The organism is Hyphomicrobiales bacterium (assembly GCA_016125495.1).
Lineage (GTDB): Bacteria > Pseudomonadota > Alphaproteobacteria > Rhizobiales > RI-29 > RI-29.
This window is the reverse complement of record WGLQ01000009.1, coordinates 51,701-66,739: the sequence shown is the minus strand read 5'-3', so window position 1 is coordinate 66,739 and position 15,039 is coordinate 51,701. Positions and strand designations below refer to the sequence as shown.

Below are 15,039 nucleotides of genomic sequence, written 5' to 3'. Positions count from 1 at the left end.
CATGGCCCCTGGGGCGCTGGCGGCCCGCGACGTCATCGATTCCGCCGGGCGGAGTGTGCGCTTGCCCGACCGTGTCACGCGCGTCTTCGCGGCCGGCGGGCCGGCGGCGATCGTGGTCTACGTGTTACGGCCCGATGCGCTCATCGGCTGGCCGCGGGCCATGCGTGCGGAGGAAAGACCCTACGTCCTCGAATCGGCCCGCAACCTGCCGGAGGTCGGGATGCTGACCGGGCGGGGGGGATCGGCCAACATCGAGGTGGTGCTGCGCACGAAGCCCGATCTCATCGTCGATTTCGGGTCGGTGCGCCCGACATTCGTCTCTCTGGCCGAGGCGGTGCAGGAGCACACGGGTATCGCCTACGTCCTCGTCGATGGCCGCTTCGATGCAACGCCTACCGCCCTGCGCACGCTCGGCGACATGCTGGGGGCGAGCGAGCGGGGCGAGACCCTGGCGCGCTACACCGAGGCGCTCTTTGCGCGGGTTGATCAGGCCGTTGCCTCGGTGGCCGAAAGTGACCGGCCGCGCGTCTATCTGGCGCGCGGGCCGGATGGCCTCGAGACCGGGCTCAAGGGCTCCATCAACACCGAGATCATCGAGCGCGCGGGTGGGCGCAACGTCGCCGACGCCGAGGGCCAGCGCCGCGGCATCGCCCGAGTCTCGCCCGAGCAGATCCTGGTTTGGAACCCGGATGTCATCGTCACCTGGGATCGGCGCTTCCACGAGTTGGTGCGTTCGGGCCGCGATCCGATCTGGCAAGGCGTCGAGGCCGTCCGCCGCGGCCGCATCCACCTCGCCCCGACGGCGCCCTTCGGTTGGATCGATCGACCACCCTCGGTCAACCGTCTCATGGGGCTCGCCTGGTTGGCAGGGCTCTTTCTCGGTGAGCGCTTCGCCTTCGATATCGAGGTGGCGACGCGCGAATTCTACCGCCTCTTCTATCAGGTGGAATTGAGCGAAGGGGCGCTCGCCACGCTGATTGCTTGGGCGGACGGCAAGCCGCCGGCTTTGCGGCAATGAGCGTTGCGACGGAGCGTCGGCGCTCCGCACCAGGAGCGGTCATGGCTTGCCTCGTGTTCGCGGTGCTCGTTGCCGTGTTCGCGGGGCTGACAGCCGGAGCCTACCCGCTTTCCCTGCAAAGCTATGGGCGAGCCCTCGAGGCACTCGTGAGCGGGGAAACCGAGCTCACCAGTGACGAGCGCGTGTTGCTCCTGGTACGCGGCCCGCGCGTGCTCGCCGGCTTGCTCGTCGGAGCGGCCCTCGCGGCGGCCGGGGTCGTCTACCAGGGACTGTTCCGCAATCCGCTCGTCTCACCCGATGTGCTCGGCGTCTCAGCGGGGGCAGGGCTCGGTGCGGTCGTTGCGATTTTCCTCTCCCTTCCGCTCGCCATGATCCAGTTGTTCGCCTTCGCAGGGGGAATCGCAACGGTCGCGGTCGTCACGTTCATCGCGGCCGCGGTCCAGGGGCGCGATCCCACGCTGGTGCTGGTGCTGGCAGGGGTGGTGGTCGGCGCCTTGGCTGGCGCGGTGATTTCGCTGCTCAAGGTGCTCGCTGACCCCTATGACCAGCTTCCGGCAATCACCTTCTGGTTGCTCGGCAGTCTCGCATCGGTTCGTGCTGGCGATCTTGCCGCGACCTTGCTGCCGGTGCTGCTCGGACTCTTGCCGCTCGTCCTCTTGCGCTGGCGGATCGATATTCTCTCCCTCGGCGACGAGGAGGCGCGTGCCCTCGGGCTCGAAGCCGGCCGGCTGCGGATCATCGTGATCGCGGCGGCAACGCTCGTGACCGCGGGCGTCGTTGCCATCGCCGGCGTGATCGGATGGATCGGCCTCGTCATTCCCCACATGGCGCGTATGCTGGTCGGCCCGAGCTTCGAGCGCCTGCTGCCGGCGGCCATGCTGCTCGGGGCGGCCTATCTCGTCGTCGTCGACACGCTGGCGCGAACGCTTTCGGCGATCGAGATCCCGCTCGGAATTCTGACGGCTGTGCTCGGGGCGCCCTTTTTCCTCTGGCTGCTCTGGCGTGGCCGGCACGGGTGGTCGTGATGCAACTCGAGGCGCGCGATCTCGAATTCGGTTATCCAGAGCGTTCCGTCGGTCGGCTCGAGCAGTTCGCCTGCGGTTCGGGAGAAGTGGTCTGCCTGCTCGGGCCGAACGGTTGCGGCAAGACGACGCTCTTCAAGACTCTACTCGGTCTTTTACCGGCGCTTTCCGGGACGGTCTCGCTCGGGGGGGAACTGTTGCCCGCCTTGGCCCGGCGCACGATCGCGAGGCGCATCGCGTATGTGCCGCAGGCCGGCTCCGTTCCCTTCGCCTATGCGGTTCGCGACGTCGTTCTCATGGGGCGCGTCGCACATCGGGGCCTCATTTCGGGACCGAGCGCGGGCGATCACGAGACGGTGGCTCGTGCCCTTGCCGATCTCGGCATCGCCGATCTTGGCGATCGCGATGTCCCGCGCCTTTCGGGTGGTCAGCGCCAGCTCGTCATGATCGCGCGCGCGGTCGCTCAGGACGCTCCCCTGATCGTCCTCGACGAGCCGACGGCGAGCCTCGACTTCGGAAACCAGGCGACGGTGCTGGGCGAGGTTCGGGGACTGGCCGAGCGCGGCGTCGGGGTCCTGCTCTCGACCCATGATCCCGATCAGGCCTTCGCCATCGCCACCCGAGTCGTTCTGATGCAGGACGGGCGGATCGTGGCGTCCGGAGCGCCCGACGAGGTCCTGACTGTAGAGAACCTGCTGGCGGTCTATGGCGTGCGCGTGACGGTCGAGACGCTTTCGACGGGTCAGCGCGTCTGCGCTCCCGAGTTCGAAAGCCATTCGGAGCGTCGGCGGGACGGCCGTCGGGAGTGAAAAACCCGCGGGGAGCAAGCCCCCGCGGGTCGCAATCATCGGCAACGGGCGGCGCCGAGTGTCGGAGCCGCCGCGGTGCGATGGATCAGACGAACCACCAACGCTCGCCGTTCTTGTGGCCGTCGAGCTCCCAGTTGTTGGCGAGCTGTGCCGGAAGACCGACCTTCTTGCTGATGGCGTGCGTGTAGGCCATGAACATCGGGATGATGGCGCCGCCGTCCTCGTTGCAGAGCTTCTGCATCTCGACGTACATCTCGCGACGCTTGGCGGTGTCGAGTTCGCTGCGCGCCTGCAGGAGCAACTCGTTGAAGCGCGCGTTGTCCCACTTCGACTCGTTCCAGTCCGCGCCCTTGGAATAGATCTGCGAGAAGATCCAGTCCTCGGTCGGACGGCCACCCCAGTAGCTGCCGCACCAGGGCTTCTTCAGCCACACGTTGTCCCAGTAGCTGTCGTCGGCCTCGCGCACGACCTCGATCTCGATGCCGGAGGCCTTGGCCGATTCGGCGATGAGCGTCGCGGCGTCGATGCCACCCTCGAAGGCGGTGTCGGCGATGTGGAGCTGCACCTTGAGGCTATCCATCCCAGCCTTCTTGAGGTGGAACTTGGCCTTGTCGGGGTCGTAGGGCCGCTGCGGCATCTCTTCCGCGGTTGCCCGGTAGATGTTGGCGGGGCCGACCGGCGAATCGTTGCCGACCTCGCCCTGGCCGCGCAGGATCTTGGCGACGAGTTCGTCACGCTTGATGCTGTACTTGATCGCCAGTCGCACGTCGTTGTTGTCGAACGGCGCGGTATCGCAGTGCATCGGCAGCGTGGCGTGCTTGTTGCCGTAGGTCGGCACGACCTGCACGTTCTGGTCACGCTGGAGGAGGTGCACGGTCTTGAGGTCGAGGTTCGACATCGAGTGGATCGAGCCCGTGATCAGCGCGTTCGAGCGGGCACCCGAATCGGCGATGAAGAGGTTGTCGATCGAGTCGAACCAAGCGCGGCCCTCTTTCCAATAGTTCGGGTTGCGGCGCACCTTGGTGCTGACGCCGGGATCGAAATTCTCCAGCGCGTAGCCGCCGGTGCCGACGCCCGACTGCCAATCCATGCTGCCGTCGTCGTTGGCCGGGCAGATCGTCAAGTGGTAGTCGGAGGTGATCGCCGGCCAGTCGGCGTTGCCGCCTTCCAGCGTGAAGATCACCATGTCGCCGTCGGCCTTGACGTCCTTGATCTGCTTGGTGAGGCCGGAGGCGGCGGACTTCGTGTTCTCACCACGGTGGTGATTGAAGGAGGCGACGACGTCGTTCGGCGTCATCGTCCGGCCGTTGTGGAACTCAACGCCCTTGCGAATCTTGAAGGCCCACGTGGCGGCGTTGTCGGAGCCTTCCCAGCTCTCGGCGAGTTCGGCGGTGAGCTGGCCGTCCGGTCCGATCTCGATCAGGTTGTTCCGCAGCTGACCCGAGCTGACGTTGATCATGTAGCTGTCGAGCGTCTGGGCCGGGTCGAGCACGTCCTTGGTCCCGCCGCCGGTCAGCGCGTTGACGAAGTGCCCGCCCTTCTTGGGCTCGGCGCGCGCGGCGGTCGAGAACATCGTTTCTGCGGCGGTCGCGGTGACACCGGCAGCGATCGCGAGCTGCACGAACTCACGCCGGTTCATGCGGCCTTTGCCCGCTTCCTTCTTCATCCAGTCCAAATTCTTCTTGTCCGTCATCGAGTGACCCTTCTGTTCAGCCTACCTCCCTTGACACCGCACGCCCCGGCCGATCTCGGGCATCGCGGTGTGTGATGGTCAGCGGTTACGTTTCCCATCTGACGTGGGTCAGTTGCCCGCGCTTTCCATCCTGCGTGTCTGGAGAACATTCTCCAGCCAGCCGGTCCGCATTTCGGGGACCGATTTCAGCAACAGGTCCGTATAGTCGTCGAATGGTGGCGACAGGACGTCGGCCTTGCGACCAAAGCGGACCACGCGCCCCTTGTAGAGGACACAGACACTGTCGGCTATCGCGCGGACCGTCGCAATGTCATGTGTGATGAAGACGTACGAGACGTGCGTCTCCTTCTGCAGGCCGACCAGCAGCTTCAGGATGCCGTCGGCAACGAGCGGGTCGAGCGCGGAGGTCGGTTCGTCGCAGATGATGAGGCGGGGGTTGGCGGCGAGGGCCCGAGCAATGCACACGCGCTGCTTCTGCCCGCCCGACAGTTCGCCCGGGTAGCGGCCGATGAAGCGTCTGCCCATCTCGATCTGGTCGAGCAATTCGACGATGCGGCGTTCGCGTGCGGCGCCGGCGAGGCCGAAATAGAACTCCAGCGGTCGCCCGATGATCTCTCGCACGGTATGGCGTGGATTAACCGCCACGTCGGGCATCTGGTAGATCATCTGCAGGTCGCGCAGGTGCTCTCGCGTGCGCTGTTTGAGCGCTGGCGGCAGGGCCTCACCCGCAAAGACGATGCGCCCGGACTTCGGCGGCAGCAGACCCGTGATCACACGCGCCATGGTCGATTTGCCGGAGCCGGACTCGCCGACCACGGCGAGCGTCTCACCGGGCTCGACGCTGACCGAAACACCATCGAGCACCGTGAGCTGGTTGCCGTAGGCGGCCGTCACGTTCTCGACGGCGAGCAGCGGTGCCGGGGCGGCGGTCTCGGCGGTCGGCTTGGAGAATTGGCGGATGGCGACGAGATCGCGGGTGTAGTCCTGCTTCGGGCGCGTGATGATCTCGTCGGTCGGCCCCTGCTCGACCATCAGGCCATGGCGCAGGACCATGATGTCGTCGGCGATCTGGGCGACGACGGCGAGATCGTGGGTGATGTAGATCGCCGCCACCCCCTCGTCCTCGATCGCCTCCTTGATGGCGGCCAGGACGTCGATTTGCGTGGTCACGTCGAGAGCGGTGGTCGGCTCGTCGAAGATCACGAGGTCGGGGCGGGGCGCCAGCGCCATCGCGGTCATGGCGCGCTGGAGCTGGCCGCCCGAGACCTGATGGGGATAGCGTTGCCCGATGCGCTGAGGGTCGGGGAGCTTCAGCTTGGTGAAGAGCTCGACGGCCCGCGCCTCGGCCTCGCTGCGGTTCATCACACCATGGGCGAGGGCCGTTTCGACGATCTGGTCGATCAGGCGGTAGGCCGGGTTGAATGCCGCCGCGGCGGACTGAGCGACATAGGCGATGCGGCTGCCGCGCAAGCGGTCGAGTTCGCTCTCGCCGAGCGTGCGCAGATCGACGCCGTCGAACATGATGCGCCCACCGGTGAACCGGCAGCCGGCCCGCGCATAGCCCATCGCGGCGATGCCGATGGTCGATTTTCCAGCCCCGGATTCTCCGATGAGGCCGAGCACGCGGCCGCGCTCGACGGTGACATCGACGCCGCGCACGATCTCGATCCAGCGATCGTCGGACTGACCCTCGATCATCAGGCCGCGCATCTCGACCAGAACGCCGCTCTTTGCGGAGCGGGAGCCGGAACCCGTGCGGGGCGACAGGGATCGCGCGCCATTCGCCATTTCAGTGCTCATCGCGCAATCCGCTCGTCTTGTGCAGGAACCAGTCGACGACGAAGTTCACCGCAACCGTCAGCAGCGCAATAGCGCCGGCGGGCAACAGTGGCGTGACATCGCCATAGGTGATGAGAGTCGCGTTCTCGCGCACCATCGAGCCCCAATCCGCGGACGGCGGTTGAATACCGACGCCGAGGAACGAAAGCGCCGAAATGGTGAGGAACACGAAGCAGAAGCGCAGGCCGAACTCGGCAACGAGCGGCGGCATGACGTTGGGCAGGATCTCGCGACGCATCACCCAGCCGAGCCCCTCGCCGCGCAATCGCGCCGCCTCGACGAAATCCATGACGGCAACGTTCATTCCGACCGCGCGGGCAAGGCGGAAGACGCGGGTGGCGTCGAGCAACGCGATGATGATGACGAGGTTCACGACGTTCGAGCCGAAAATCGAGAGCAGCATCAGCGCGAAGATGAGGGAGGGTATCGACATGAGCACGTCGACGATGCGGCTCATGACGAGTTCGAGCCAGCCCTTTCCGATCACCGCCGCCAGGATGCCGAGCGTGCCGCCCACGAAGAATGCGAGCAGGGTGGTGGCGACCGCGATGCCGACGGTATTGCGGGCACCGTAGATGAGACGCGAGAGCATGTCGCGGCCAAGCTGGTCGGTGCCGAGCAGGAATTGCGATCCGGTGGTCTCTATGGTGATCCAGTAGGGCAGCGAGATCGGTCCGAGATCGGCCCAAAGCAACTTGGGCACGTGACTCCACTGCTCGTAGGGGATGTCGAAGACCTCGGATTCGCCGTGCGGCGCGATGAACGGGGCGAACAGCGCGACGAAGATGTAGCCGAAAATGATCACGAAGCCGAGGAATGCCGTGAACGGCATCTTGCGGACTTCACGCCAGAAACGACCGCGCTCGGCCGTCTCGTCGGCCGTCGGAGCAGGCAGACCGGCTGCGTTTGGATCGGTCGTCATCTCGGGTGGAGAATCCTCGGATTGGTGGCGATCGAGATCACGTCGGCCAACAGATTGAGAAGGATGTAGGTCGCCGCGAAGATCAGGGCGCAGCCCTGAACGACGGGGATGTCGCGCGTGCTGACCGCATCGACCATGAGCTGGCCGATGCCAGGATAGACGAAGACCACCTCGACGACGACCACGCCGACGATGAGATAGGCGAGGTTGAAAGCGATCACGTTGACGATGGGGGCCCAGGCGTTCGGCAGGGCGTGCCGCATGATGACCTGTCGATTGGGAATTCCCTTGAGACGCGCCATCTCGATGTAGGGGCTGGCCAGCAGGCTGATCAGGGCCGCCCGCGTCATGCGCATCATGTGTGCGATGATGACCAGCGTCAGGGTGAGGGCGGGCAAGAGGCACCGCCAGATGCGTTCACCGAGGCTCATGTCGGCGCTGACGTTGGCGAGCGTCGGCAATAGGTGCCACTGCACGGCAAGGAACAGCATCAGCACGTAGGCAACAAAGAACTCTGGAAACGAGATCGTCGTCAGAGTCGTCGCGTTGATGGTTCGATCGAAGATGCCATTGCGATGGAGTGCCGCCATGATCCCGAGAAAGAGAGCGAGCGGCACCGCGATGATCGCCGTCATGCTGGCGAGGAATAGCGTGTTCCAGAGGCGCGGCTTGATGACGTCGACAACGGTGCGCTTGTAGCCAGCGCCGCTCGCAAAGCTGTTGCCGAAGTCGCCGACGGCGACCTTGGAAATCCACTCGAAATACCGTTGCACGGGTGGCTTGTCGAGGCCGAGCTCGCGCTGGAAGACAGCGACGGTCTCCGGCGTCGCGGACTGCCCGAGGATCGACTTGGCGAAATCGCCCGGTAGCATGGTCACGGAGGAGAAGATGACGATCGAAACGACGAAGAGGGTGACAATGCTGAGTGCCAGACGCTGAATCACGGTGCGTACGATCGGGTGCATCAGGTCCCCTCGGCGACGTGTTGGGCGCTCCGACGAGCCCCCCCGGTTGTAACCGGCGGACGTCGAACGCAAGTATCATCCTCGCTTCGCGTCACTTCTGACAACCCAAGAAAACCGACAGAAAATATTCCGAAACCGTCGAATTCGTGCGGATGCATGCGTCGAGTGCATTGCCGAAGCCCCGTTCCTGCATAGTTCCCACCGCACCTGTCGTCTATGGCTGCGTGGCAGCGAACCCTTCACGCGCTGTTGATAATGGTGGCGGGGCTCGCGCGATCGACGACACGCGCGTTCTTTCAAAGCGGAGGGGGCGCGGTGCCAGGTCAGGACCCGACCAGGCAGGGCAGGGTGCGGCTGGCGCCGGCCGGAGGCGGCCGAGTGGGGATCGCGCCGCGAACGGATCAGCTGGCGTTCGGGTCGACCTTCGCGCGACCGATGCCACGGAACAGCTGACCGATGAGGCCACGCTCGGCGATCTGCGGCGGCGTCTCGCGCTCACTGAAATTGACGACGCGACCGTCCTCGAGGCCATATTGGGCGACGCGTGTCACCGAGCCGAACGGATCGAAATAGACCGCCAGCACCTGTCGGTCGACCACCTCGGGCGCCATGAAGGCGACCTGCTTCTTGGTGGTGGAGATGTAGTAGTAGGCACCGCCGTCCATGGTGGACGTGGTGATCGGTGTGCCCAAGGTGAGACGGACCTGCTCCTGACTCATCCCCGGCTGGATCTGCTGGATTTCGACGGCCGAGAAGTGGTGGCCGTGGCGGATCGTCTCACCCGCACAGGCGCCGAGGAGGCCTCCGGCGAACACAGCCGCCAGAACGCCCTTCGCGATCTTCGCGCGCCCGGTCGCACGGCGCGGGGCGCCGCCCAGCCCCACTGGCAAGACCGATACCGTCGATCCGGTGCGGGTCTGCCCGGCGGCCGCTCGTGAACGCGCCATCATGTTCCTCGCCTGCCCACCGAAGCCCCCGAATCCATGCGCCAGCCTAGCCAGAAATGCGCCTGCAGCGGAGATGGAAGACTTGGCTTCTCGACGTTTTCCACGCACACGTTGCCTTCGCGCATCCGCGTGCGAACACCCGGTTCCATAATGCGGAGAAGACTTCATGTTCAAGTGGTTCGCTCGTCGCGTTCGCGGCCCCGGCGGCGCCGAGCAGCAATACGAGGCGATTGTGACGGCGGCGCGGCATCCCGCACACTACATGCAACTCGCGGTTGCCGATGACATCGCCGGACGCTTCGAGATGTTGACGCTCCATCTCTTCCTGGTCCTCGAGAGGTTGCGGGTGCTCGGGCCGTCGGGGGAAACCGCGACCCGAGATCTCCTCGAGACCTTCTTTTCGAACCTCGATCACGAGCACCGGGAGATGGGATTGGCCGATCTCAGTGTCGCACGGAAGATGGGGCGCACCGCGGAGGCCGTATATGGCCGTCTCAAGGCCTATGCGGAGGGGGTGCGCGAGCCGAGCGGCGAGGCGCTGCGTGCGGCGCTCGGGCGCAATCTCTATGGCGGGCGTGAGGAACCGGTCGCGGCCGGCGACATGGCAACCTATGTAGTGGCGGCGCTGCGCCACCTCGCCACGGTCGAGACGGCCGACGTGCTGGCCGGCCGGCTGACGTTTCCGGAGCCGGGCGAGGTCGTGGCAGGGCGCCCGGCTGCGGCGGGTGACTGAGGCGGTGGCGTTCGCCGGGGCGCTACGCCGGCGACGCGCAGGGCGATGGCGGTGCGACGTGGTCGTGGAGGATGCGAGCGATGGGCGAACAGGAACCTGCGGCATCGCCGCTCGAGGCCATGCCCTGGCGGATTCCGGTCGGGGCACTCTCGCGTGGTGCCAATACCGGGCTAATCGAGGCGATCGAGGAGGAGCGGCTCGAGGTGGCCCGCGCGCTCGGTCTGCTCGCGCTCGACCACCTGGCGCTCGACTGGCGGCTCGCACCCTTGTCGCGCGGCAGGTGGCGCCTCACGGGGCGTCTGCATGCGCGGCTCGAACAGGCTTGTGTGGTGTCGCTCGAACCGGTGGCGCAGGACATCGAGGAGGAGGTGTCCGCGGTGTTCGTGCCCGATGCCGGTGAACGTGGCGCCGTCGTCGACAATCGCCAGCCAGCCCCGGCACAGAACAGCCGGAGCGGGGCGCGGGACGGTCGGCGGGACCGCCACGAGTCCGAGCGGGAGATCGTGCTCGACCCGGACGAGGACGCCATCGAGCCGATCCTGAACGGTCAGATCGTGCTCGGCCGGCTCGCCTATGAAGTTCTGGCGGTTTCCCTCGATCCCTATCCGCGTGCCGAAGGCGCGAGCTGGCCGCCGGCCGATGGTGGTGGGGCTGGAGAGGCGAGCGCCTGAACCACCTGGATCGGCAACACGCTTGTGCTGAATTGCGAAGTCGGTATGGTCGCGGGCCACCGGGGCCGTCGCTCGGCCTTTCGCCGACCAGGCGCCGGTACGCCCGTTCCAGCAGGTGCTCCCGGTCATCGTCATGTCGCAAGGCTTCGCCATCTCGCTGGATGCCATGGGCGGTGATCGCGGTCCCAGCGTGATCGTGGCCGGGGCGGCCATCTCGCTCGAGCGCAACCCGTCGCTGCGCTTTCGGCTGCACGGCGACGAGGCGCTGATCAGGAACGAACTCGCTCGCCATTCGCGGCTCGCCGAGGCTTGCGAGGTGGTCCACACGGACGTCGCAGTGGCCATGGGGGCCAAGCCCAGCCAGGCGCTTCGCGAGGGGCGGCGCAACTCCAGCATGTGGCGCGCCCTCGAAGATGTGCGCGACGGGCGGGCGCGGGCGGCGGTTTCGGCGGGCAATACCGGCGCGCTGATGGCGATGTCGAAGTTCTGTCTGAAGCCGCTGGCGGGCGTCGAGCGGCCGGCCATCGTCGCCATCTGGCCGACGGTGAACAGCGAGTGCCTCGTGCTCGACGTCGGCGCCAATGTCGGTGCCACGTCCCGTCAGCTCGTCGACTTCGCCGTCATGGGGGCGGCGATGGCGCGCGGCCTCTTTTCCCTCGCGCGCCCTCGCGTCGGGCTGCTGAACATCGGCGCCGAGGAGGTCAAGGGGCTCGAAGAGGTGAAGGCGGCGCATGCCTACCTTCGTGGCGCCGATGTCGCGTTCGAGTACGTCGGCTTCGTCGAAGGGGACGACATCGGGCACGACGTCACCGACGTCGTGGTCACGGAGGGCTTCAGCGGCAACATCGCCCTCAAGACGGCCGAGGGTACTGCCCGCCAGATCGCCGCGTACCTCAGGGCCGCGCTCAATCATTCCATGATGAGCCAGATGGGCGCCTTCCTTGCCCGCGACGCCTTCGAGGTACTCAAGGCGAAGATGGACACGCGTCGCATGAACGGTGGCGTGTTCCTCGGACTCAGGGGGCTCGTGGTCAAGTCGCACGGGGGCACCGATGCCACCGGCTTTGCGAGCGCGGTCGATCTCGGCTACGAAATGGCGCGCGGGGACCTGGTCGCCAGGCTGGAGATGGATCTCGATGGGCTCGCCAGGGCACCCGCAGGCGGAGCCGTGGGCATTGGGGGCCGGGGGGCCTGACGGCCGACCGTTGGAAAGGTTCGAAAATGGCAGTCGTGCGCTCGGTGATCCGGGGTTGTGGCGCATACCTTCCTGCAAGGGTGGTGACGAATGCAGAGCTCTCGGAGCGTCTCGATACGAGCGACGAGTGGATCCGCGAGCGCACCGGCATCGAGCAGCGCCATATTGCCGCCGAAGGTGAGCTGACGAGCGATCTGGCGGTCGGCGCCGCGCGTCAGGCGCTGGTGCGCTCGGGGCTCGACCCTTCCGAGATCGATCTCATCGTGGTGGCGACGTCGACGCCGGATCAGACCTTTCCGGCGACTGCAACGGCGGTGCAGGCGATGCTGGGCGCGCACCGTGGCGGGGCGGCGTTCGACATCCAGGCGGTCTGTTCCGGCTTCATCTACGGGGTGGCGACAACCGACGCGCTGCTCAGGACCGGACCCTACAAGCGCGCCCTGGTGATCGGAGCGGAGACGTTTTCGCGGATCCTCGACTGGGAGGACCGAACGACGTGCGTGCTCTTCGGTGATGGCGCCGGGGCGATCGTGCTCGAGGCGCAGACCCAGCACGGGCGAATCGACGAGCGTGGCATCATTGCCAGCCGGATGCGGGCGGACGGGCGCTATCGTGAGGAGCTCTACGTCGACGGCGGCCCCTCGAGCACGCAGACGGTCGGGCACCTGCGCATGAACGGGCGCGAGGTGTTCCGCCATGCGGTCAACAAGATTTCGAGCGTCATCGAGGAGGCGCTCGTCGATGCGGGGCTCGCAGCGGACGAGATCGACTGGTTCGTGCCGCATCAGGCGAACAAACGCATCCTCGAGGGTACCGCCAAGAAGCTCGGCATTCCCGAGGAAAAGGTCGTCGTCACGCTCTCCAAGCACGCGAACACGTCGGCCGCCTCCATTCCGCTGGCGCTCAATGCCGCGATCGAGGACGGGCGCCTCAAGGAGGGCCATCTCGTGCTGATGGAGGCGATGGGCGGCGGCTTCACGTGGGGCTCGGTGCTCGCGCGCTGGTAGGCGGCGCGGGGCAGGCCATCCGGGGCGGGCCCAGATGCGCGCGAGCGCGGTCCGCAAGCGCCAATCGATGCCGTTTCGCCCGGGGCGTTGGGGCGGGCGAGCGACAGGGAACCGGCCAAACGTGTCCATCTGGAAACCTTGGCCGAGAAAGATCGTTCGTTTTCAGTTTGTTGCGCCTCTTGGGCGTTGACGATACACCGAATTCGGTCCTAACTACAACCAGTCAAGAGATGCGGGCTGGTGCAATGGGCATGAAGACGTTGACGCGTGCTGACCTTTCGGATGCAGTCATGCAGAAGGCAGGGCTCTCACGGAATGAGGCACATGAGGTCGTCGAGCGTGTGATCGGAGAGATCTGCGACAGTCTCGCGCGGGGCGAGGCGGTCAAGCTCTCTTCGTTCGGGTCGTTCGGCATTCGCGAAAAGGGCGAGCGCGTCGGGCGCAATCCCAAGACCGGTGAGGAAAAGCCGATCAAGGCGCGCCGGGTGCTGGTCTTTCGGGCCAGCAACATCATGAAGGAGCGCATCAACGCGCGCGGCCGTCGGCGCCGGGCGGCAGAATAGCGCTGCCAAGGGGTCGGCGCGGGCGCCGGCGCGAAACCGTGAGCCGTTCCCGGCCAGTTCGGGGCGCGGGGGCCAGCCGGCTTGACGCGTGGTGCGGCTTGCGGCCATAAGACCCGAGTGTCGGAGCGTGGCGCAGCCCGGTTAGCGCACCGGTCTGGGGGACCGGGGGTCGGAGGTTCAAATCCTCTCGCTCCGACCATTTTTCATTGTAAAACAATGCCTTGCTTCACCGCAAGAATTCTCGCGAACGACCGCGGAGAGAAACCGGCGGGATCGTCGAGGTGCGGAAGGTGACGGGCTCCTTGCCGAATGCGGGGGGGGGGGGGCGGGGCCGGCCCCGGGCGGGGGGCGTCCTCCTGCCCTTGCCGGCTTCGTCGACAGCAGGTGACCGGCAAATTCTGCAAACGGCACCGGACTTGGTCATTTTGCAGTCGCAGTCGTTCGCTCGGCCCCGCCAGCCTCGGCAAGAAGCCAAAGGCAATCCATGGATCGGATTTCGGCGAGCGTGGACGTGATGCTCGAGGCGCTCGCGCGCATCGAGGGCTCGGCGTTTTTCTTTGAGCGGCCGGTCTAGGCCGACTTGCCGGGTGAGCAGAGGCGGGGCAATCCTCACATCGGACCTGGCAATTGGAGTTGTTGCTTGAGCAAGTCCGGGGAGAGTTCGGATCGCAGGTGCCCCGTCGTCGCGACCGACGTGATGCTGGCAGGCGACATATTGCGCGTGGTTCACGGTGGGCTGCCCAAGCTCGCGGGCGAAAGCGCCGGCGAACAACTCGAAGACCTGCGACTGAGATTCGAGCCGTTCAGACGGTTCCTGAACACGCCACCGCATGGCAACTGGCTGGTCAATTCCTGCCTGCTTTACCCGGCTGCGACCGAACCGTATGCGGGCAGGTTCTTCCTGGCTTCGAGCTTCGGATATGCGCCGCTCGCGGGTACGGCACTGATGGCCGGCGCCACGGTCGCTGTGGACGAGGGGCGGATTCCGCCCGTCGAAGGTTGGACGGCGATTTCGATGGATACCGCCTTGGGATCGGCTCAGATCGAAGTGGAGATCTCGCGTAACGAAGTTGTTCGCGCGCGATGGCGAACGCAAATCCCGAGGGTTCTGGTTGCCGACGGCAACATCGCACAAGGCCGCTGGTCCGGCCGCAACTTTTCGGTGGTCATGACGGGCCTGCCATACATTGTCATCACCGACGAAGAGCTGGGTATATCGATCCATGATCATGAAAGACTCGGACCGACCGCCGCAGAGCTGAGCCGAGACGTCAGCAAGGCGTATCCGTTATCCGACTTCGGGATCGAGAATTCATATGCGCAATGGCTCGTGATGGTGACGCACAGCGTTTCGAACGACGAGACAAATGCGGTGTGGATATCCGATCAAGGTTTTCTCGCCAGATCGGCAGGTGGAACCGGCGCACTTGCCGTGCATGCCATTGCCAACATGCGCGGCCGAGACGATCCTTCGGCTCCGTTACGTGTTCGCGCGCCAGGTGGTGCGTTCCTGTGCAGGATTACCAATGATCATGCATCCGTGATGGCTGATGTCCGAATTTGCGCGCGGCACGAGTTTTTTCCGGACTCGACCGATATCATGGCGAGTTGAAAGGCAGAATACCTCCCCGGACACCTGAAACTTCGGATCACGC

At 65.8% G+C, this 15,039-nt stretch carries 14 protein-coding genes and 1 tRNA gene; 10 read left to right on the top strand and 5 right to left on the bottom strand.

Annotated elements, in window-relative coordinates:
• Window position 1 precedes the first annotated feature (1 nt).
• From GC150_09130 to GC150_09120, 3 genes are read left to right on the top strand one after another with little or no spacing between them, the layout of a single operon-like run.
• The gene (locus GC150_09130; GenBank protein MBI1385058.1) at window positions 2-1,018 is read left to right on the top strand and encodes an ABC transporter substrate-binding protein; all 1,017 of its coding nucleotides are present in this window, start codon (window positions 2-4) and stop codon (window positions 1,016-1,018) included.
• Complete coding sequence (locus tag GC150_09125; GenBank protein ID MBI1385057.1) at window positions 1,015-2,043, top strand: iron chelate uptake ABC transporter family permease subunit; 1,029 nt, start codon at window positions 1,015-1,017, stop codon at window positions 2,041-2,043. Before GC150_09130 ends, GC150_09125 begins: the two co-directional genes overlap by 4 nt.
• Window positions 2,043-2,849, top strand: a complete 807-nt coding sequence (locus GC150_09120) for an ATP-binding cassette domain-containing protein (GenBank protein ID MBI1385056.1) — start codon at window positions 2,043-2,045, stop codon at window positions 2,847-2,849. The genes GC150_09125 and GC150_09120 overlap by 1 nt, the downstream gene beginning before the upstream one ends.
• An 85-nt stretch (window positions 2,850-2,934) precedes the next feature.
• Here the strand turns inward: GC150_09120 and GC150_09115 are convergent, their stop codons facing one another.
• The 5 genes from GC150_09115 to bamE all read right to left on the bottom strand — a co-directional run bounded on the left by GC150_09115 (window position 2,935) and on the right by bamE (window position 9,215).
• Window positions 2,935-4,542: a peptide ABC transporter substrate-binding protein gene (locus GC150_09115; protein ID MBI1385055.1), complete on the bottom strand. Its 1,608-nt coding sequence runs from the start codon at window positions 4,540-4,542 to the stop codon at window positions 2,935-2,937.
• 108 nt (window positions 4,543-4,650) lie between these two features.
• Complete coding sequence (locus GC150_09110; GenBank protein ID MBI1385054.1) at window positions 4,651-6,252, bottom strand: ATP-binding cassette domain-containing protein; 1,602 nt, start codon at window positions 6,250-6,252, stop codon at window positions 4,651-4,653.
• A gap of 79 nt (window positions 6,253-6,331) precedes the next feature.
• Entirely contained in the window at window positions 6,332-7,303 is a 972-nt protein-coding gene (locus GC150_09105; protein ID MBI1385053.1) for an ABC transporter permease subunit, read from the bottom strand.
• Window positions 7,300-8,268 carry an ABC transporter permease subunit gene (locus GC150_09100; GenBank protein ID MBI1385052.1) on the bottom strand — a complete coding sequence of 323 codons (969 nt, stop codon included), beginning with the start codon at window positions 8,266-8,268 and terminating at the stop codon, window positions 7,300-7,302. The genes GC150_09105 and GC150_09100 overlap by 4 nt, the downstream gene beginning before the upstream one ends.
• 401 nt (window positions 8,269-8,669) lie before the next feature.
• On the bottom strand, window positions 8,670-9,215 hold the full coding sequence (gene bamE / locus GC150_09095; GenBank protein ID MBI1385051.1) for an outer membrane protein assembly factor BamE: 546 nt from the start codon (window positions 9,213-9,215) through the stop codon (window positions 8,670-8,672).
• Between the two features lie 166 nt (window positions 9,216-9,381).
• Between bamE and GC150_09090 the strand changes: the two genes are divergently transcribed.
• The 7 genes from GC150_09090 to GC150_09060 all read left to right on the top strand — a co-directional run bounded on the left by GC150_09090 (window position 9,382) and on the right by GC150_09060 (window position 14,996).
• Window positions 9,382-9,948 carry a ubiquinol-cytochrome C chaperone gene (locus tag GC150_09090; GenBank protein MBI1385050.1) on the top strand — a complete coding sequence of 189 codons (567 nt, stop codon included), beginning with the start codon at window positions 9,382-9,384 and terminating at the stop codon, window positions 9,946-9,948.
• A gap of 71 nt (window positions 9,949-10,019) precedes the next feature.
• Window positions 10,020-10,619: a hypothetical protein gene (locus GC150_09085; protein ID MBI1385049.1), complete on the top strand. Its 600-nt coding sequence runs from the start codon at window positions 10,020-10,022 to the stop codon at window positions 10,617-10,619.
• Between the two features lie 133 nt (window positions 10,620-10,752).
• Entirely contained in the window at window positions 10,753-11,814 is a 1,062-nt protein-coding gene (gene plsX / locus GC150_09080; protein ID MBI1385048.1) for a phosphate acyltransferase PlsX, read from the top strand.
• 26 nt (window positions 11,815-11,840) lie between these two features.
• Window positions 11,841-12,821 carry a beta-ketoacyl-ACP synthase III gene (fabH, locus tag GC150_09075; GenBank protein ID MBI1385047.1) on the top strand — a complete coding sequence of 327 codons (981 nt, stop codon included), beginning with the start codon at window positions 11,841-11,843 and terminating at the stop codon, window positions 12,819-12,821.
• Between the two features lie 245 nt (window positions 12,822-13,066).
• On the top strand, window positions 13,067-13,384 hold the full coding sequence (locus GC150_09070) for an integration host factor subunit alpha (protein MBI1385046.1): 318 nt from the start codon (window positions 13,067-13,069) through the stop codon (window positions 13,382-13,384).
• Between the two features lie 121 nt (window positions 13,385-13,505).
• A tRNA-Pro gene (locus GC150_09065) sits at window positions 13,506-13,583 on the top strand.
• 441 nt (window positions 13,584-14,024) lie between these two features.
• A complete protein-coding gene (locus GC150_09060; protein ID MBI1385045.1) occupies window positions 14,025-14,996 on the top strand; it encodes a hypothetical protein in 972 nt (323 codons plus the stop codon).
• The last annotated feature ends 43 nt before the right edge of the window (window positions 14,997-15,039 follow it).